The organism is Streptomyces sp. YPW6, from assembly GCF_018866325.1.
GTDB lineage: Bacteria > Actinomycetota > Actinomycetes > Streptomycetales > Streptomycetaceae > Streptomyces.
In genome coordinates this window covers 1,464,562-1,482,493 of sequence record NZ_CP076457.1, presented here as the reverse complement: position 1 = coordinate 1,482,493, position 17,932 = coordinate 1,464,562, and the positions used below count along the sequence as shown (strand labels likewise).

Annotated in this window: 14 protein-coding genes and 1 riboswitch; of the genes, 9 read left to right on the top strand and 5 right to left on the bottom strand. The window is 72.3% G+C overall.

Annotated features, from left to right (window positions below):
* Nucleotides 1-185 precede the first annotated feature (185 nt).
* Both KME66_RS06465 and KME66_RS06460 read left to right on the top strand, forming a co-directional pair.
* On the top strand, nt 186-662 hold the full coding sequence (locus KME66_RS06465; RefSeq protein WP_253208247.1) for a DUF485 domain-containing protein: 477 nt from the start codon (nt 186-188) through the stop codon (nt 660-662).
* The gene (locus KME66_RS06460; RefSeq protein ID WP_216319990.1) at nt 659-2,251 is read left to right on the top strand and encodes a cation acetate symporter; all 1,593 of its coding nucleotides are present in this window, start codon (nt 659-661) and stop codon (nt 2,249-2,251) included. The genes KME66_RS06465 and KME66_RS06460 overlap by 4 nt, the downstream gene beginning before the upstream one ends.
* 28 nt (nt 2,252-2,279) lie before the next feature.
* Here the strand turns inward: KME66_RS06460 and KME66_RS06455 are convergent, their stop codons facing one another.
* Together KME66_RS06455 and KME66_RS06450 are read right to left on the bottom strand one after the other, a co-directional pair.
* On the bottom strand, nt 2,280-2,954 hold the full coding sequence (locus KME66_RS06455) for a response regulator (protein ID WP_216319988.1): 675 nt from the start codon (nt 2,952-2,954) through the stop codon (nt 2,280-2,282).
* Nucleotides 2,951-4,636, bottom strand: a complete 1,686-nt coding sequence (locus KME66_RS06450; RefSeq protein ID WP_216319985.1) for a sensor histidine kinase — start codon at nt 4,634-4,636, stop codon at nt 2,951-2,953. The genes KME66_RS06455 and KME66_RS06450 overlap by 4 nt, the downstream gene beginning before the upstream one ends.
* 245 nt (nt 4,637-4,881) lie before the next feature.
* Here KME66_RS06450 and KME66_RS06445 point away from each other — a divergent pair, with 245 nt between their 5' ends.
* A complete protein-coding gene (locus tag KME66_RS06445; protein ID WP_073220522.1) occupies nt 4,882-5,901 on the top strand; it encodes a LacI family DNA-binding transcriptional regulator in 1,020 nt (339 codons plus the stop codon).
* Between the two features lie 71 nt (nt 5,902-5,972).
* Here KME66_RS06445 and KME66_RS06440 read toward each other — a convergent pair whose 3' ends face one another.
* Nucleotides 5,973-7,226: a citrate synthase gene (locus tag KME66_RS06440; RefSeq protein WP_216319983.1), complete on the bottom strand. Its 1,254-nt coding sequence runs from the start codon at nt 7,224-7,226 to the stop codon at nt 5,973-5,975.
* A gap of 111 nt (nt 7,227-7,337) precedes the next feature.
* On the opposite strand from KME66_RS06440, the gene KME66_RS06435 reads away from it, so the two are divergent.
* Together KME66_RS06435 and KME66_RS06430 are read left to right on the top strand one after the other, a co-directional pair.
* Nucleotides 7,338-8,492 carry a citrate synthase/methylcitrate synthase gene (locus KME66_RS06435; RefSeq protein WP_216319981.1) on the top strand — a complete coding sequence of 385 codons (1,155 nt, stop codon included), beginning with the start codon at nt 7,338-7,340 and terminating at the stop codon, nt 8,490-8,492.
* Between the two features lie 23 nt (nt 8,493-8,515).
* Nucleotides 8,516-9,637, top strand: a complete 1,122-nt coding sequence (locus tag KME66_RS06430; protein WP_216319978.1) for a GTP-binding protein — start codon at nt 8,516-8,518, stop codon at nt 9,635-9,637.
* A 123-nt stretch (nt 9,638-9,760) separates the two neighbouring features.
* Here the strand turns inward: KME66_RS06430 and KME66_RS06425 are convergent, their stop codons facing one another.
* Nucleotides 9,761-12,217, bottom strand: coding sequence for a DNA topoisomerase (ATP-hydrolyzing) subunit A (locus tag KME66_RS06425; RefSeq protein ID WP_216319974.1), 2,457 nt, complete (start codon nt 12,215-12,217; stop codon nt 9,761-9,763).
* A 303-nt stretch (nt 12,218-12,520) separates the two neighbouring features.
* Between KME66_RS06425 and KME66_RS06420 the strand changes: the two genes are divergently transcribed.
* The 4 genes from KME66_RS06420 to KME66_RS06405 all read left to right on the top strand — a co-directional run bounded on the left by KME66_RS06420 (nt 12,521) and on the right by KME66_RS06405 (nt 17,485).
* Nucleotides 12,521-13,885 carry a pitrilysin family protein gene (locus KME66_RS06420; RefSeq protein WP_216319971.1) on the top strand — a complete coding sequence of 455 codons (1,365 nt, stop codon included), beginning with the start codon at nt 12,521-12,523 and terminating at the stop codon, nt 13,883-13,885.
* A 26-nt stretch (nt 13,886-13,911) separates the two neighbouring features.
* Entirely contained in the window at nt 13,912-15,282 is a 1,371-nt protein-coding gene (locus tag KME66_RS06415; RefSeq protein ID WP_216329119.1) for a pitrilysin family protein, read from the top strand.
* Nucleotides 15,283-15,599: 317 nt separating this feature from the next.
* Nucleotides 15,600-15,767: riboswitch (cyclic di-AMP (ydaO/yuaA leader) on the top strand.
* A gap of 14 nt (nt 15,768-15,781) precedes the next feature.
* Nucleotides 15,782-16,597 (top strand): M23 family metallopeptidase, encoded by an 816-nt coding sequence (locus KME66_RS06410; RefSeq protein ID WP_216319968.1) that lies wholly within the window; start codon nt 15,782-15,784, stop codon nt 16,595-16,597.
* A gap of 180 nt (nt 16,598-16,777) precedes the next feature.
* Nucleotides 16,778-17,485, top strand: a complete 708-nt coding sequence (locus KME66_RS06405; protein ID WP_216319964.1) for a GntR family transcriptional regulator — start codon at nt 16,778-16,780, stop codon at nt 17,483-17,485.
* Between the two features lie 160 nt (nt 17,486-17,645).
* Here the strand turns inward: KME66_RS06405 and KME66_RS06400 are convergent, their stop codons facing one another.
* Nucleotides 17,646-17,927 (bottom strand): HPr family phosphocarrier protein, encoded by a 282-nt coding sequence (locus tag KME66_RS06400; RefSeq protein WP_007449776.1) that lies wholly within the window; start codon nt 17,925-17,927, stop codon nt 17,646-17,648.
* Nucleotides 17,928-17,932: the final 5 nt, after the last annotated feature.

The window sequence follows — 17,932 nt, the reverse complement described above, 5'->3', positions numbered from 1 at the left end:
GCCCCGGTCCCGCCGGGCGGGGGCCGCGTGTGTTTCCCGGGGCCCTGTCGGGGAAGCGCGCAGCCGTCCGGGATATCTGTCACCTGAAGGGGTGAAGTCGGGCGAAGGACGCGCCCGGGATCCGCCTGAACCGCCCATCGTTGGCCGTGTGGCCGAAAAGGTCCGCGGATCAGGGGAGTTGTTCGGTGGAGAAGGAAGCAGGGCCGGAGGCCGCGGGAGTGCGGCTCGACGACCCGTGGGACGACGTGCCGGCGCCCGGCCGGGGCGACCAGGACGGTGCGGGGAGTGCCGCGACCCTCGACGTGTCCGGTGCGGACGGGCCGGACCTCCGGCCCGTCCCGTCCGAGATCTATCTGGAAGTGCACCGCAGCGAGGCCTTCCGCGAGGTGCGCCGCCGCTACCGCCGCTTCGTGGTGCCCGCCGCCCTCGCCTTCCTGCTCTGGTATCTCGGCTACGTCGTCGCCGCGACCACCGCCCCGGCTCTGATGGCCCGCCCGGTCGCCGGAGCGGTCAACGTCGCGATGGTGGCGGGTCTCGGCCAGTTCCTCACCACGTTCCTGCTCACCTGGGCGTACGCACGGCACGCGCGGCTGCGCAGGGACCGGGCCGCGCTCGATCTGCGCTGGGACACCCAGGAGATGACGAGAGGGGCCGGACGGTGAAAGAGGACCACCAGACCCTCGCCCTGCTGCTGTTCAGCGCGTTCATCGCGGTGACGCTCTTCATCACCACCTGGGTCGGCCGCAACCGGCAGGGCTCCGCCGAGGAGTTCTACGCCGGCGGACGTCTGTTCTCTCCCATGGAGAACGGATTCGCCATCGCCGGTGACTACATGTCGGCGGCCTCCTTCCTCGGCATCTCCGGGCTGATCGCCCTCTTCGGCTACGACGGCATGCTCTACTCGGTCGGCTTCCTCGTCGCCTGGCTGGTCGTCCTGCTGCTCGTCGCCGAGCTCGTCCGCAACTGCGGTCGGTTCACCCTGGCCGACGTGGTCGCCGCACGGATGGCCGAGCGCCCGGTGCGTACGGCCGTCGGTACCTCGTCCGTCACCGTCTCCGTGCTGTATCTGGTCGCGCAGATGGTCGGAGCGGGCAGCCTGGTGGCCCTGCTGCTGGGCGGTACGAGCGACGCGGCCCGGTCCTGGACCGTGGTCGGGGTCGGCGCCCTCATGGTGATCTACGTGTCCTTCGGCGGCATGCGCGCGACCACCTGGATCCAGATCGTCAAGTCCGTCCTGCTGATGGCCGGAGCCGTCGCGCTCACCGTGCTCGTCCTGGTCCACTTCCACGGGAACGTCAACAGCCTGCTCGACACCGCAGCCGAACGCAGCGGCCACGGCAAGGACTTCCTCGCCCCCGGCCTGCGGTACGGCGGGGACTGGACCTCGCGCTTCGACTTCATCAGCCTGGGGGTGGCCCTGGTTCTCGGCACGGCCGGGCTGCCGCACATCCTGTCGCGCTTCTACACCGTGCCCACCGCCCGCGCGGCGCGCCGGTCCGTCGTCTGGTCCATCGGCCTGATCGGCAGCTTCTATCTGATGACGATCGTCCTCGGGTTCGGCGCCGCCGCGCTCGTCGGCTCCGCCGAGGTCCGCGCGTCGAACGCGGCGGGCAACACCGCGATCCCGCTGCTGGCGTTGGATCTCGGCGGCGGTGAGGGCTCCACCGGTGGAACGGTTCTCTTCGCCGTGGTCGCCGCCATCGCCTTCGCCACCATCCTGGCCGTCGTCGCGGGTATCACGCTCGCCTCTTCCGCCTCGGTCGCCCACGACCTCTATGCCTCGCTCCGCCGCCCCGGACGCAGGAAGCACAGCGAGGTCGCCGTGGCGCGTACCGCCGCCGCCGGGATCGGTGCGGTCGCGATCGGTTTCGGGCTCCTCGCCCAGGACCTCAACGTCGCCTTCCTGGTGGGCCTCGCCTTCGCCGTGGCCGCCTCGGCGAACCTCCCGGCCCTGCTCTACTCGCTGTTCTGGCGCAACTTCACCACCCGGGGTGCGGTCTGGGCGGTCTACGGCGGGCTGATCCCCGCCGTCGTCCTGGTGCTGGTCTCACCCGTCGTCTCGGGCAGCCCGACGTCGCTGTTCCCCGGCGTCGACTTCCAGGTCTTCCCCCTGGAGAACCCGGGCCTGGTCTCGATCCCGCTCGGCTTTCTGGCGGGCTGGATCGGTACGGTCACCTCGCCCGAGCCGCCCGACGAGGCCAGGCACGCCGAGGCCGAGGTGAGGGCGCTGACGGGGGCCGGGGCTGCCTGAGCGGCGCAAGGGGGCCGCGGTCGCCGGCTCAGCCCGCGGCCCAGGTGTACCGGTGTTCCGGGCGGCCCGTCTCGCCGTACCGCAGGGTCAGCCGGACCTTGCCGGTGCGCTCCAGCAGCTTCAGGTAGCGCTGGGCCGTCTGCCGGCTCATCCCCGCGCTGTCGGCGATCTCCTGCGCGGAGAGCGGGCCGTCCGCGCCGCGCAGGGCCCCTCGGACGAGCTCGGCGGTGGTGGGGGAGTGGCCCTTGGGGAGAGGCGGCTCGGCCGTGGCCCACAACGCGCCGAAGAGCCGGTCCACCTCCGCCTGCTCGGCCTCACCGCCCCCGTCGAGCGTGCGCCGCAGAGCCGCGTACGCCTCCAGCTTCGCCCGCAGGCCGGCGTACGTGAACGGCTTCACCAGGTACTGGAGCGCACCGTGCCGCATCGCGTCCTGCACGGTCGCGACGTCCCGGGCGGCGGTCACCATGATCACGTCGGCCTGGCACCCGTGGCGGCGCAGCTCCCGTACGACGGCGAGACCGTTGCGGTCGGGCAGGTAGTGGTCCAGCAGGATCAGGTCCACCGGAGCGGCCTCGACCGCCGCCAGCGCCCCGGCCGCCGAGTGGGCCTGCGCGGCCACCCGGAAGCCGGGGACCCTGGCGACGTACGCCGCGTTGATCCGCGCCACCCGCACGTCGTCGTCGACGATCAGGACCTCGATCACGACCGCTCTCCCGTCGTCACCGGATGCGTGGGATGCGGCGGCCCACCGTCCGGGGACGCTGTGGCGGGCTCCGCCAGCGCCTCCGGCAGGACGACCGTGAACACCGCGCCGCCCCCGTCCGCCCCGGACACCGTCACACTGCCTCCCTGGCGTTCCGCGAGCCTGCGCACGAGAGCGAGGCCGAGGCCGCGCTTGCCGTGCGCCGGGACGTCCTTGGTGGACCAGCCCTCCGTGAAGATCGACGCGTGCCGGTCCGGCGGGACGCCGGGGCCGCTGTCGCCCACCTCCAGGATCACCGTACGGCCCTCGGCACGCAGACCGACCTCGATCCGGGCCCCGTCCGATCCGGCCGCCGCGTCCAGGGCGTTGTCGACGAGGTTGCCCACCACCGTCACCAGCCCCCGGGGATCGACCACCCGGTCCGGCAGCAGCGTGCCGGGGGCCGGCCGCAGCGAGACACCGCGCTCGGCGGCGACCGTCGTCTTGCCGACGAGGAGAGCGGCCAGCAGCGGGTCCTGGACCTTCTCCGTGACCTGCTCGGCCGTCGCCCGGTGCACACCGACCACCTCGGTCACGAAATCCATCGCGTCCTCGTGCATCTCCAGTTCCAGCAGCCCCAGCAGGGTGTGCAGCCGGTTCGCGTGCTCGTGGTCCTGGGCGCGCAGGGCGTCGATCAGCCCCGTGGTGGAGTCGAGTTCGCGGCCCAGGTGCTCCAGCTCGGTCCGGTCGCGCAGGGTCACCACGGCTCCGCCGTCGTCCGTGGGCATCCGGTTGGCCAGCAGCACCCGGCTGCCCCGTACCGCAAGCAGGTCGTCGCCGATCACCCGCCCGGCCAGTACGTCCGTGGTCCTCCCGTCGCCCAGGACCTCCTCCAGCGGGCGGCCCGCCGCCTCCGGGCCCAGCCCCAGCAGCCGCTGCGCCTCGTCGTTCAGCAGCCGGACACGGCCGGCCCCGTCGAGGGCGACGACTCCTTCGCGGATGCCGTGCAGCATGGCCTCGCGTTCGGTCAGCAGCGCGGAGATGTCGGAGAACGCCAGGTCGTGGGTCCGCCGCTGCAACCGGCGGGAGATCAGATACGCGGCGAGCGCTCCGACGGCCAGGGCCCCGCCCGCGTACGCGAACAGCCCCGGGATCGCCGCGAGGAGCCGCGCGCGGACGCTGTCGTACGCGATCCCCACCGACACCGCGCCGATCACCTCGCCGGACGGGCCGGTCAACGGCACCTTCCCCCGTGCCGAGCGGCCGAGGGTGCCGCTGTCGATCTCCATCACCTCGCGACCGCGCAGCGCCTCACCGGGGTCGGTGGAGACGACCGCGCCGATCCGGTGGATGTCGGGATGCGACCAGCGCACCCCGCGCTGGTTCATGACGACGACGTACTCCGCGCCGGTCGCCCGCCTGATCCGCTCGGCGGCCGCCTGGACGGGGCCCCCGTCCGACGGGTCCGTGCTGCTCAGGTTCTCCACGATGTCCGGCCGGGCGGCGGTGGACTGGGCGATGGCCAGGGCGCGGCGCATCGCCTGGTCGTCCAGCTGGTCGCTGAGAGGGGCCAGGAAGAGGCCGGTGACCAGGACCGTCACGCCGGTGATGATGGCCAGCTGCATCAGCAGGACCTGGGAGAAGACCCGCTGGGGCCAGCCGAACCGGCGCGGTCCCCGGCCGGGGGGCGGTGGGGCGTTCATCGTAGAGACGGTAAGGGCCGGGCAGCCGGGGCGGAAATCCCGTCGCCCGGTCCCGGGCCGTGTGCCCGCACGGCCCGGGGGCTGCCCGTTGCGCGCACCGGCCGGAAAGTGCGGGGCGCCTGCCCCGCGCGGCCCTTGCCTCCGGCCGTCGTGTCTGTGAGCGTTTCAGCGGTGCCTCCCCGACCGGCTCGAGCACTTCACCATCAACGCAATCTGCTTGCGTTTCTTGCGCTAATCTTGCGCTCATGACGCGACGACTTGCTCAAGTGGCCCAGAAGGTGGGAGTCAGCGAGGCGACGGTCAGCCGGGTGCTGAACGGCAAGCCGGGCGTCTCCGACGCCACCAGGCAGGCCGTTCTCTCCGCGCTGGACGTCCTCGGCTACGAGCGCCCGACCCAGCTGCGCGGCGAACGGGCCCGGCTGGTCGGTCTCGTCCTTCCCGAGCTGCAGAACCCGATCTTCCCGGCCTTCGCCGAAGTGGTCGGCGGCGCGCTCGCCCAGCAGGGGCTGACGCCGGTGCTCTGCACCCAGACCAAGGGCGGCGTCTCCGAGGCCGACTACGTCGAGCTGCTCCTCCAGCAGCAGGTCTCCGGGGTGGTCTTCGCGGGCGGTCTCTATCACCAGGCCGACGCCCCGCACGACCACTACAAGGTGCTCGCCGACCGCAAGATCCCCGTCGTGCTGATCAACGCGGCCATCGAGCACCTCGGCTTCCCCGGCGTCTCCTGCGACGACTCCGTCGCCGTCGAGCAGGCCTGGCGCCACCTGGTCTCGCTCGGCCACGAGCGCATCGGCCTCGTCCTCGGGCCGTCCGACCACGTGCCCTCCCAGCGCAAGCTCGCCGCCGCCCGGGTGCTGGCCGAGGAGACCGGCACGAGCATCCCCGACGAGCGGGTGGCGCGGGCCATGTTCTCGCTGGAGGGCGGGCAGGCCGCCGCGACGCGGCTGTTGGAGCGCGGAGTCACGGGCATCATCTGCGCCAGTGACCCGCTCGCGCTGGGCGCCGTGCGCGCGGTCCGTCGCCGGGGGCTCTCGGTGCCCGACGACGTCTCGGTCGTCGGCTACGACGACTCGGCCTTCATGAACTGCACCGAGCCGCCCCTCACCACGGTCCGCCAGCCCATCGAGGCCATGGGGCGCGCCGCCGTGGAACTGCTCTCGGTGCAGATCGGCGGGCGGGCCGTGCCCTCGGACGAGCTGCTCTTCGAGCCGGAGCTGGTGGTGCGGGGGTCCACCGCCCAGCCCCCGCGCGCGAGTTCCCGGTGATCCGTAGCTGATCCGCGTCCTCGGAAGGCCCTTGGTCCGGACGCGGGGGCTCCGGCGGGTCGGAGACCTGGTCAGGGGAGCGGCTGCGGGGGCCGGGGCCCGCTGTACTGCCCGCTCGGCCGGATGCGGAGCGGGCGCTCCCCGTACTCCTCCAGCGCGTGGGCGATCCAGCCCGCCGTACGGGACACCGCGAACACGGTCTCGCCCGCGTCCGCCGCCATCCCCCGGGAGACCGACAAGGCGGCCAGGGCCAGGTCGATGTTGGCGTGCAGCGGGGCGTGCCGCGCCGTCGTGTCCACCACCTCACGGGCGGCCGCCAGCGCCTCGGCCGCCTGCGGCACGTCCGCCAGCAGCTCGAAGAGGACCGTCGCCCGGGGGTCCTCGCCCCGGTACAGCCGGTGGCCGAGGCCGGGTACCCGCCGCCCGGTCCGCAGATGGTCGGCGACGACGGGGACCGCGCTGCCCCGGTCCACCGCTTCCCGGAGCAGCCGGTGCGTCAGGCCGCTCGCCGCCCCGTGGAGCGGCCCCTCCAGTACGCCGAGGCCCGCCGAGACCACCGCGTACGGGTGGGCCCGCGCGGAGGCGGCGACCCGCGCGGCCAGGGTGGAGGCCGCCAGGTCGTGGTCGACCAGCAGTGCCAGGGCCGCGTCCAGCACGGCGAGGGAGGGGGCGTCGGCGGGCTCCGGGGTGAGCCGTGACCACAGCTCCGCCGCCAGCGGACCCCCGTCTGCCGCCGGACCGCCCAGCACGGGCAACGCGCCGACCAGCGTCGGGATCAGCCCCCGTGCGCTGTTCAGCACCGCCTCCGGCGACAGGTCGAACCGCAGTGGATCCGTGGCCGCTGCGGCCGTCACCGCCACCCGCAGCCGGTCCGTGGAACCGCTGTGCGCTGGCAGCGCCTCGACCGCCCTGCGGGCCGCCGCGAGGGTCCCGGCGGGTGCGGAGAACCGGGCACCGGGGCGCGGCTCACCCGTCCACAACCACTCGGCGACCTCCTCGTAGCCGTACTGCCGGGCCAGCTCCGTCGCATCGACCCCGCGGAAGTAGCAGCGGTCGCCCTCGATGAGCGTGATGGCGGTCCGGAAGACCAGGTCGCCTCCGGCCGGGGCCGGGTCCCGGCGCCCCGAACGCCGCGCCAGCGCCCGGACCTCCTCGGCGTCGAACGTGCTGCCCCGCCCCCCGGCGGCCCGGACGCTGCTGAGCTGGCCCCGGCTGACGTAGGCGTACACCGTCTCCGCCTTCACGCCCAGCAGCTCGGCCGCCTGCCGGGTGGTGAGCCGGGGTGCGTCGCGCCGATCGGGCTCGGGCTCTGGTTGATCCGTCATGGCAACCACCGTATCCACCTCGCTCATATATTGATTCAATCAATATTGACAGATCTTCCGTCAAGCATGGACAGTCGAATCAATGTTGCATGCACGGAGGAGAGAGCAGCCATGACCACCACCCCCGTCGCCCCCGACGTCCCCCGTGGCCTCGCCGGGGTCGTCGTCACCGACACCGCCCTCGGAGACGTCCGCGGCCGCGAAGGCTTCTACCACTACCGCCAGTACTCGGCGATCGAGCTGGCGCGAACCCGCGGCTTCGAGGACGTGTGGTACCTGATGTTCCACGGGGAACTGCCCGACCGGGCCGCGGCCGCCGACTTCGCGGCCCGCACGGCGAGCCTGCGCGCGCTTCCCGCCGACGTGACCGAGGCCCTGCCCGCCATCGCCCGCGCGAGCGCCGTCTCGGGGCCCCTCGCGGGACTGCGCACCGCCCTCTCCCTGCTCGGCGCATCGGCCGGCTTCCGCCCGGTGTACGACATCGGCGCCGGGCGCCGCCGCGAGGACGCGCTCGCCGCCTGCGCGGCCGTCCCGACGATCCTGACCGCCCTCCATCGCCTCGGTCAGGGGCTGGAGCCGGTCGCACCCCGCACGGACCTGCCGCACGCCGCGAACTACCTGTACATGCTGACCGGTTCGGAACCCGGGCCCGATCAGGTCAGGGCGGTCGAGCAGTACCTCGTCTCGACCGTCGACCACGGTTTCAACGCCTCCACCTTCACCGCCCGGGTCGTCGCCTCCACCGGAGCCGATCTCGCCGCCTGCCTGGTGGCGGCGGTCGGCGCGCTGTCCGGACCGCTGCACGGCGGAGCACCCAGCCGGGCCCTGGACACCCTGGACGCCATCGGCACCCCCGACCGGATCGACGGCTGGATCCGCGAACAGGTCCTCTCCGGTCGCCGCATCATGGGGTTCGGCCACCCCGTCTACCGCACGGAGGACCCGCGCTCCCGCATGCTCAAGTCGATCGCGCAGGGCTTCGGCGGTCCCCTCGTCGACTTCGCCGTCGAGGTGGAGACCCAGGTCGAGGCGATCCTCGCCGAACTCAAGCCGGGCCGGGAGCTGCACACCAACGTGGAGTTCTACGCCGGAGTCGTCATGGAGCTGTGCGGGCTGCCGCGCGCGATGTTCACCCCCACCTTCTGCGCGGCGCGGGTGATCGGCTGGAGCGCCAATATCCTGGAGCAGGCGGAGGACTCGAAGATCATCCGCCCGGCGGCCCGCTACGTCGGCGCACCCCCGCCGCAGCCGGTCCCGGCACCCTGACGACGTTCCCAGGAAGGCTCCCGTTGACCTCGCCCCGTACCCCGCAGATCCCGGTCGTCGTCCTGGCGGGCTTCCTCGGCTCCGGCAAGACCACGCTCCTGAACCATCTGCTCCGCAACCGGGCGGGCACCCGGATCGGCGTGATCGTCAACGACTTCGGCGCCATCGAGATCGACGCCATGACCGTCTCGGGCCAGGTCGGCTCGACGGTCTCACTGGGCAACGGCTGCCTGTGCTGCGCCGTGGACGCGAGCGAGCTCGACACCTTCCTGGAGACCCTGACCCGGCCGTCCGCCCGGCTGGACGTGATCGTCATCGAGGCGAGCGGACTGGCCGAACCCCAGGAACTCGTCCGCATGCTGCTGGCCAGCGACAACCCGCACATCCTGTACGGGGGGCTCGTCGAGGTCGTCGACGCGGCGGAGTTCGACGCCACCCGGCAGCGGCACCCCGAGCTCGACCGCCATCTGGCCGTCGCCGACCTCGTCGTCCTGAACAAGACCGACCGGGTCGGGGAGGCCGAGCGGGAGCGGCTGCTGGCGACGGTCGCGGAGCTGAGCGGCCCCGCGGCCGTGATCTCCGCCGAGCACGGCCGGATCGATCCCGAGCTGCTCTTCGACGCCGCGCTGCGGCCGGACCACGAGGAGATGGCGGGTCAGCTGAGCTTCGAGGACCTGCTGCGCCAGGAGGAGTGCGACGAGCACGAGGAGTGCGACGGGCACTCCGGTCATCTCCACGCGGCCTACGAGAGCGTCGACTTCACTGCCGATCTGCCGATGGATCCGCGCCGCTTCATGGCCTTCCTCGACTCCCGGCCCGACGGGCTCTACCGGATCAAGGGGTTCGTCGACTTCGGCGCGGGGGACCGGGACAACATCTACGCGCTGCACGCGGTCGGCCGCTTCCTGCGCTTCGCCCCCCGGCCGTGGGCGCGCGGCGAACAGCGCCTCACCCAGCTCGTCATGATCGGCGCGGGCATCGACGCCGACGCGCTGCACGAGGGGCTGGCCGCCTGCCGCGCGGAGCCGGGTCCCGACGCCCCGGACATCGAACGCGCCATGTGGGGCGTGCTCCGCTACGTACCGGAGCCCGCCCTCGACGGGGACACGGACGCCGACCCGCGGGAAGCGGCCGCGGAGGTGTGACGCCCGCCCGGCCGCTCCTCGTCCCGCGCGAACGGTCCGTGCCGTCCGCGTACGGCACGGACCCGCCGTACAGGGACGGCACGGACCCGCCGTACACGGACGGCGTCTTCCGTACGGCAGCGGTCAGTACAGCGGCGGTCCCGCGATCACGGCCACCGTCTCGAGCAGCGGCGTGCCCGAACCGTCCCGCCTCGGGTCCGGCTCCGGCAGCTTCGCCGGCGTGCCGTTCTTCTGGGCGGCCCGGGCCGGGGTGGGGCCCGCCCAGGCGAACACCAGGACGTCCTCGCCCTTCAGGAACCGCTGGCAGCGCACCCCGCCGGTCGCCCGGCCCTTGCGCGGATACTGGTCGAACGGGGTGAGCTTGGACGTCAGCACCGAATCGTCCAGCGTGCCGTGCGATCCGGCCACCGTGAACACGACCGCGTCGGCCGCCGGGTCCACCGCCGTGAACGACAGCACCTCGGCCCCGGCCGCCAGCTTCACGCCCGCCATGCCCCCGGCGGGACGGCCCTGCGGACGCACCGAAGCGGCCGGATAGCGGAGCAACTGGGCGTCGGAGGTGATGAACACCAGGTCCTCCTCGCCCGTCCGCAGCTCGCTCGCGCCCACGATGCGGTCACCGTCCTTGAGGGTGATGACCTCCAACTCGTCCTTGTTGGACGGGTAGTCCGGCACCACACGCTTCACCACGCCCTGGAGCGTGCCGATCGCGAGCCCCGGAGAGTCCTCGCCGAGGGTCGTGAGGCAGATCAGCTCCTCGTCCGCCTCCAGCGTGAGGAACTCGGAGATCTGCGCCCCGCCGGAGAGATTCGGCTCCGCGTGCGTGTCCGGCAGCTGCGGCAGGTCGATCACCGAGAGCCGCAGCAGCCGACCGGTCGAGGTGACCGCCCCGACATCGCCGCGGGCCGTCGCCGCGACCGCCGACACGATCACGTCGTGCTTGGTCCGCCGGGCGTCCTCGGAGATCTCGACCGGCTCCGCGTTCGCCGTGCGGGCCAGCAGGCCGGTCGAGGAGAGCAGCACCCGGCAGGGGTCGTCCGCCACCTCCAGCGGTACGGACGCGATCTGCGCACCGGCCGACTCCAGCAGCACCGTGCGCCGGGCCGTGCCGAACTTCTTCGCCACGGCGGCCAGCTCCGAGGAGACCAGCTTGCGCAGCTCCGCGTCCGACTCCAGGATCGCGGTCAGCGCCTCGATCTCGCCGTTCAGCTTGTCGCGCTCGCCTTCCAGCTCGATCCGGTCGAACCGGGTGAGGCGGCGCAGCGGGGTGTCCAGGATGTACTGCGTCTGGATCTCGCTCAGCGAGAAGCGCTCCATCAGGCGCTCCTTCGCCTGCGCGGAGTTGTCGCTGTCCCGGATGATCCGGATGACCTCGTCGATGTCGAGGAGCGCGACGATCAGGCCCTCGACCAGATGCAGCCGGTCGCGCCGCTTGGTGCGGCGGAACTCGCTGCGCCGGCGCACGACCTCGAAGCGGTGGTCGAGATAGACCTCCAGCAGTTCCTTGAGGCCCAGGGTGAGCGGCTGGCCGTCGACCAGCGCCACGTTGTTGATGCCGAACGACTCCTCCATCGGCGTCAGCTTGTAGAGCTGCTCCAGCACCGCTTCCGGCACGAAGCCGTTCTTCACCTCGATGACGAGGCGCAGCCCGTGCGCCCGGTCGGTGAGGTCCTTGACGTCGGCGATGCCCTGGAGCTTCTTCGCCGAGACCAGGTCCTTGATCTTGGAGATCACCTTCTCCGGGCCGACGGTGAAGGGCAGTTCGGTGACGACGAGGCCCTTGCGGCGGGCGGTCACGTTCTCCACGGAGACGGTGGCGCGGATCTTGAACGAGCCGCGGCCCGCCGTGTACGCGTCCTTGATGCCGGTCAGCCCGACGATGCGGCCGCCGGTGGGCAGGTCGGGGCCCGGGACGAAGCGCATCAGCGTCTCGACGTCCGCGCCCGGGTGCTTGATCAGATGCCGGGCGGCGGCGATGACCTCGCCCAGGTTGTGCGGGGGCATGTTGGTGGCCATGCCCACGGCGATCCCGGAGACCCCGTTGACCAGCAGATTGGGGTAGGCGGCCGGCAGGACGACCGGCTCGCGCTCCTGGCCGTCGTAGTTCGACTGGAAGTCGACGGTGTCCTCGTCGATCGCCTCGGTCATCAACGACGTGGCGTCGGCCATCCGGCACTCGGTGTACCGCATGGCGGCCGGCGGGTCGTCATTGCCGAGGGAGCCGAAGTTGCCGTGGCCGTCGACCAGGGGAAGACGCATCGAGAACGGCTGCGCCATACGGACCAGGGCGTCGTAGATCGAGGCGTCACCGTGCGGGTGCAGCTTGCCCATGACCTCGCCGACGACGCGGGCGCACTTCACGTAGCCGCGGTCCGGGCGCAGTCCCATCTCGTTCATCTGGGACACGATCCGGCGGTGCACCGGCTTCATGCCGTCGCGGGCGTCGGGCAGGGCCCTGGAGTAGATCACCGAGTACGCGTACTCGAGGAAGGAGCCCTGCATTTCGTCGACGACGTCGATGTCGAGGATCTTCTCCTCGAAGTCGTCCGGCGGCGGGGTCTTCGTGCTACGGCGGGCCATCGCGGCTGCGACTCCTTCACGGATTCTGTTCGGGCGACCTGAGCTTGTTCGGGACAACACGAGCTGCTGACGCGGTCCATTGTGGACCGCCCCACTGACAACGCCGACCTCGACCCGTCCGAAGCCCGGTCCGAAGCCGGTCCGAGGCCCCGTCCGAAGCCGCGCGGTCGGCGCGCCCGCGCCGGCACGTGCGACACCATCGACGGAAACTTCCACCGAACGGGAACTTCGCCAGGTGCCGGTGCGCTTGCTTAGAGTGGCAGGTCTGGCAGGAAGTCCAGTATCGCGATCGAAGGGACGTACATGCCCATGGGTCACACGGCCACCGCACAGGCCGGTTCCGGCGGCTTGACAGCGACCGAGCACCGCCTGGCCAACGGCCTGCGTGTGGTGCTCTCCGAGGACCATCTGACCCCGGTCGCCGCGGTCTGCCTCTGGTACGACGTCGGCTCGCGCCACGAGGTCAAGGGACGCACCGGCCTGGCTCACCTCTTCGAGCACCTGATGTTCCAGGGCTCGGGCCAGGTCCAGGGGAACGGCCACTTCGAGCTCGTCCAGGGGGCCGGCGGCTCGCTCAACGGCACGACCAGCTTCGAGCGGACCAACTACTTCGAGACCATGCCCACCCACCAGGTGGAGCTCGCCCTGTGGCTCGAAGCCGACCGGATGGGCTCCCTCCTCGCCGCGCTCGACGAGGAATCCATGGAGAACCAGCGCGACGTCGTCAAGAACGAGCGCCGCCAGCGTTACGACAACGTGCCCTACGGCACCGCGTTCGAGAAGCTGACCGCCCTCTCCTACCCCGAGGGCCACCCCTACCACCACACCCCGATCGGCTCCATGGCCGACCTGGACGCGGCCACGCTGGAGGACGCCCGCGCGTTCTTCCGTACGTACTACGCGCCCAACAACGCGGTGCTCTCCGTGGTCGGCGACATCGATCCCGAGCAGACCCTCGCCTGGATCGAGAGGTACTTCGGTTCGATCCCCTCCCACGACGGCAAGCAGCCGCCGCGCGACGGGACACTGCCCGAGATCATCGGTGAGCAGCTGCGCGAAGTGGTCCACGAGGAGGTTCCGGCGCGCGCCCTGATGGCCGCCTACCGGCTCCCGCACGACGGCACCCGCGCCTGCGACGCCGCGGACCTGGCGCTGACCGTGCTGGGCGGCGGCGAGTCCTCCCGGCTGCACAACCGCCTGGTCCGGCGCGACCGTACGGCCGTGGCGGCGGGCTTCGGCCTGCTGCGGCTCGCCGGGGCTCCCTCGCTGGGCTGGCTGGACGTCAAGACCTCCGGCGGCGTCGAGGTGGAGACGATCGAGGCCGCCGTCGACGAGGAGCTGGCCCGGTTCGCCGCCGAAGGTCCCACGCCCGGGGAAATGGAGCGGGCCCAGGCGCAGTTGGAGCGCGAATGGCTCGACCGGCTCGGCACCGTCGCCGGGCGCGCCGACGAACTGTGCCGCTACGCCGTCCTGTTCGGCGACCCGCAGCTGGCCCTGACCGCCGTGGGCCGCGTCCTGGACGTCACCGCGGAGGAGGTGCGCGCGGCGGCCGCCGCGGCCCTGCGTCCCGACAACCGGGCCGTGCTGGTCTACGAGCCCATCGAGCCGGCCGACGAGGCCGCCGAGGGCGAAGAAGGCACCGACGCGCACGAGGGGGCGGCCAAGTGAGCGACGCCGCCGTGACTGGAGTAGCCATGGAGTTCCACCCGCAGCCCACCCCCGGCACGGCCCGCCCCTGGGCCTTCCCGGCGCCCGAGCGGGGCACTCTGCCCAACGGGCTGACCGTGCTGCGCTGCCACCGCCCCGGCCAGCAGGTCGTCGCCGTGGAGATCTTCCTCGACGCGCCGCTGGAGGCCGAGCCCGAGGGCCTGGACGGCGTGGCCACGATCATGTCGCGGGCACTCTCCGAGGGCACCGACAAGCACAGCGCCGAGGAGTTCGCCGCCGAGCTGGAGCGCTGCGGAGCCACGCTCGACGCGCACGCCGACCACCCCGGCCTCCGGGTCTCCCTGGAGGTCCCGGCCTCCCGGCTGGCCAAGGCGCTCGGCCTGGTCGCCGAGGCGCTGCGGGCTCCCGCCTTCGCGGAGAGCGAGATCGAGCGCCTGGTGGGCAACCGCCTCGACGAGATCCCGCACGAGCACGCCAACCCTTCCCGGCGCGCCGCCAAGCAGCTCTCCAAGGAGCTGTTCCCGGCCACCGCCCGGATGTCCCGCCCGCGCCTGGGCACCGAGGAGACGGTCCGGCGGATCGACGCGGCCGCCGTGCGCGCCTTCTTCGAGGCCCACATCCGCCCGTCCACCGCCACCGCCGTGATCGTCGGCGACCTGACCGGCATCGACCTCGACGCCCTGCTGGCGGAGACCCTCGGCGACTGGTCCGGCAACACCGCCCAGGCCCGGCCGGTGCCGCCGATCACCGCGGACGACACCGGCCGCGTCGTCGTCGTGGACCGCCCCGGCGCGGTCCAGACACAGCTGCTGATCGGTCGCATCGGCGCCGACCGGCACGAGCGCGTGTGGCCCGCTCAGGTGCTCGGCACGTACTGCCTGGGCGGCACCCTCACCTCCCGGCTGGACCGGGTGCTGCGCGAGGAGAAGGGCTACACCTACGGTGTGCGCGCCTTCAGCCAGGTGCTGCGCTCCTCCGGCCCGGACTCGGGCGGCGCGGCGATGCTCGCGATCAGCGGCTCGGTGGACACGGAGTCCACCGGACCGGCCCTGGAGGACCTCTGGAAGGTCCTGCGGACGCTGGCCGCCGAGGGGCTGACCGACGCCGAGCGGGAGACGGCCGTGCAGAACCTGGTGGGTGTCGCCCCGCTGAAGTTCGAGACCGCCGCCTCCGTCGCGAGCACCCTGGCCGATCAGGTCGAGCAGCACCTCCCCGACGACTACCAGGCCCACCTCTACGCCCGGCTCGCCGAGACGGGCACCGTGGAGGCGACCGCCGCCGTGGTCAACGCCTTCCCGGTGGACCGCCTGGTCACGGTCCTCGTGGGGGACGCCGCGCAGATCGCCGAGCCGGTGAAGGCCCTCGGGATCGGAGAGGTGACCGTCGTCACCGGCTGACTCCCCGCCCCGCACGGCCGTCCGGGGGCGACCCGGACGAGCCCGGCGATGAGCCCGCCCGGCCCCGGTGGTGAACCCGCGCGAAGCCTGCCGTGAACCTGTGCGACCCCTGCCGTGAACAGGACCCCGACGAAAGAGTTTTCGTCGGGGTCCTGAGCTTTGGTGCGCTTGGTCCCTTTTGGTCCTCTTTGTTGGCTTGGTTGCCTGTCTGCCCTGTGGGATGTGCGACAAATCCCCTTGTCCGTTTGGTGATGGGAAGTCGCCCCGCCTAGCGTCGGCCCGGCTGTCCGTCACCCGTATGCCGCAGCCGCGGCGCCGGGCAGTCATCGCCGAGTCCCCGTCAGGCGCGAGCCTGGGGAGCCGGGGACCCACGCAGTCCCTGGGGTGAATCGGGGGCCCGTACCGCGCAACCGGCGCGGGCATCCGTAGGAGACCTTCCTGCTCCGAACCCGTCAGCTAACCCGGTAGGCGAGAAGGAAGGAAAGGAACCAGCCCCTCCATGGCGTTCACCCGTGCCACCGGGAAGCACCGTGCCCCGAGCCGCCTCACGCGCCGGAGCGTCCGGGCCGCAGGCATCGCGGCCCTGGCCACCACCGGAGTCCTCGGCTCGCTGTCCTCCCCGGCCCTCGCCGCGGACACCGAGGCCACCAAGGTCGCCGACACCGGCCTCACCCAGGCTCTGTCCCTCGACGCCGCCCTCGCCGAGCAGATCGACGCACAGGCCGACGCCCAGCAGCGGCAGGCCGACGCGGCCGCCAAGGCCAAGGCCAAGGCCGCCGCCGAGGCCCGCGAGAAGGCCGCCAAGGCCAAGGCGAAGGCCGAGGCCGAGCGCAAGGCCGAAGCCCGCGCCAAGGAGATCCGCGAGGAGAAGGCCCGTGCCGCCCGCGCCGCCGAGCGCGCCCGGCTGAACGCCTTCCACCTCCCGGTCGCCGGCTCCCACGTCACCACCGGCTACAACGCGGGCGGCTCCCTCTGGTCCTCCGGCAGCCACTCCGGCGTGGACTTCCAGGCCGCGTCCGGCAGTTCCGTCGTCGCCGTCGGCGCCGGTACCGTCGTCGAGGCCGGCTGGGGCGGTGCGTACGGCAACAACATCGTGCTCCGGATGGCGGACGGCACCTACACCCAGTACGGCCACCTCTCCTCCATCGGCGTCTCCGTCGGCCAGAGCGTCTCCTCCGGCCAGCAGATCGGCCTCTCCGGCTCCACGGGCAACTCCACCGGCCCGCACCTGCACTTCGAGGCCCGCACCACCCCCGACTACGGCTCCGACATGGACCCCGTCGCCTACCTGCGCTCCCACGGTCTGAACGTCTGACCCACCCCGCGCCACCCACCGTCCGAAGGCCCCGGCACCCGCCCGGGGCCTTCGGGCATTCCCGCGTGAAGATATCCCTCGATTCCGGCCTGCCATCGGAAATTCCAGCGGATTGTCATAGAGTCACGGAACAGACGTCGGGCGGCCGCGTTTCGCGGGGATCAAGGCGGAGGTTCGGATATGCGCATTCCCGCGCATTCGGTATGCACGGCAATCCGTGACGACATCGTCTCCGGTGTCTACGAGCGCGGCAGCCGCCTCACCGAGGAGCTGCTGGCCCGCCGCTACGGGGTCTCCCGGGTCCCGGTCCGCGAGGCGCTGCGCACACTGGAGTCCGAGGGTTTCGTGGTCACCCGCAGACATGCCGGCGCCTGTGTCGCCGAGCCCACCGCGCAGGAGGCCGCCGACCTCCTGGAGGTGCGGATGCTCCTGGAGCCGCTGGGGGCGGCCCGCGCCGCCCACCGCCGCACCGAGGCCCACCTCAAGGTGCTCCGCGGTCTGGTCAGGCTGGGCCAGGAGCGGGCCCGCCGGGGTGAGGGGGAGGATCTGCGCTCGCTGGGCGGCTGGTTCCACGAGACCCTCGCCCAGGCCTCAGGCAGTCCCGGGCTCATCGCGCTGCTCACCCAGCTCCGGCACAAGATCGCCTGGATGTACCTGGTCGAGCAGCCGGTCAGGCCGGTCGAGTCCTGGGCCGAGCGCGGTGCGATCGTGGACGCCGTGGCGCGCGGCGACGCCGAACGCGCGAGGGCGCTCACCGCCCAGCACGCGGAACGCTCCACCGCCGAGCACCGGCTCCGCCGCCCGGATCTCGCGGCGCGCCGCACCGCTCCCGTTCCTCCGGTGAGGAGTTCGCAACACGGCGTAAACACGGCGGGTGTCCGGCATTAACAGAAGCGCCGTATACAAAGAAGAGTAATTCCGAAGTGCGCTTTCGTGCTGCCCGCATTTTCGAGAAACGGCTCTTTCCCGAAAGCGAAAGAGCCGTGACCCCTTCACGAGGTCACGGCTCTCGCGCGGGTCGCATCCGGACGGACCGGAGGCGGAGGGGTCAGACGGTCTCCGGGAGCTCTTCCAGGCCCTCGGCGACCAGCTTCGCCAGCCGGTCCAGGGCGGCCTCGGCGTCGTCCGCGTCGGACGCGAGCACGATCTCCTCGCCACCCTGCGCGCCCAGGCCGAGCACGGCCAGCATGGAGGCGGCGTTCACCGGGTTGCCGTCGGCCTTGGCGATCGTCACGGGGACGCCGGAGGCCGTGGCGGCACGGACGAAGATGGAAGCGGGGCGGGCGTGCAGGCCCTCGGCCCAACCGACGTTTACGCGGCGCTCAGCCATGGTTC

Bases quoted from the DNA above. Each gene is read 5' to 3' on its own strand.
- KME66_RS06450 (WP_216319985.1), bottom strand. From the start codon at position 4,636: ATGAACGCCCCACCGCCCCCCGGCCGGGGACCGCGCCGGTTCGGCTGG.
- KME66_RS06445 (WP_073220522.1), top strand. From the start codon at position 4,882: ATGACGCGACGACTTGCTCAAGTGGCCCAGAAGGTGGGAGTCAGCGAG.
- KME66_RS06440 (WP_216319983.1), bottom strand. From the start codon at position 7,226: ATGACGGATCAACCAGAGCCCGAGCCCGATCGGCGCGACGCACCCCGG.
- KME66_RS06435 (WP_216319981.1), top strand. From the start codon at position 7,338: ATGACCACCACCCCCGTCGCCCCCGACGTCCCCCGTGGCCTCGCCGGG.
- KME66_RS06425 (WP_216319974.1), bottom strand. From the start codon at position 12,217: ATGGCCCGCCGTAGCACGAAGACCCCGCCGCCGGACGACTTCGAGGAG.
- KME66_RS06420 (WP_216319971.1), top strand. From the start codon at position 12,521: ATGCCCATGGGTCACACGGCCACCGCACAGGCCGGTTCCGGCGGCTTG.
- KME66_RS06415 (WP_216329119.1), top strand. From the start codon at position 13,912: ATGGAGTTCCACCCGCAGCCCACCCCCGGCACGGCCCGCCCCTGGGCC.
- KME66_RS06410 (WP_216319968.1), top strand. From the start codon at position 15,782: ATGGCGTTCACCCGTGCCACCGGGAAGCACCGTGCCCCGAGCCGCCTC.
- KME66_RS06405 (WP_216319964.1), top strand. From the start codon at position 16,778: ATGCGCATTCCCGCGCATTCGGTATGCACGGCAATCCGTGACGACATC.
- KME66_RS06400 (WP_007449776.1), bottom strand. From the start codon at position 17,927: ATGGCTGAGCGCCGCGTAAACGTCGGTTGGGCCGAGGGCCTGCACGCC.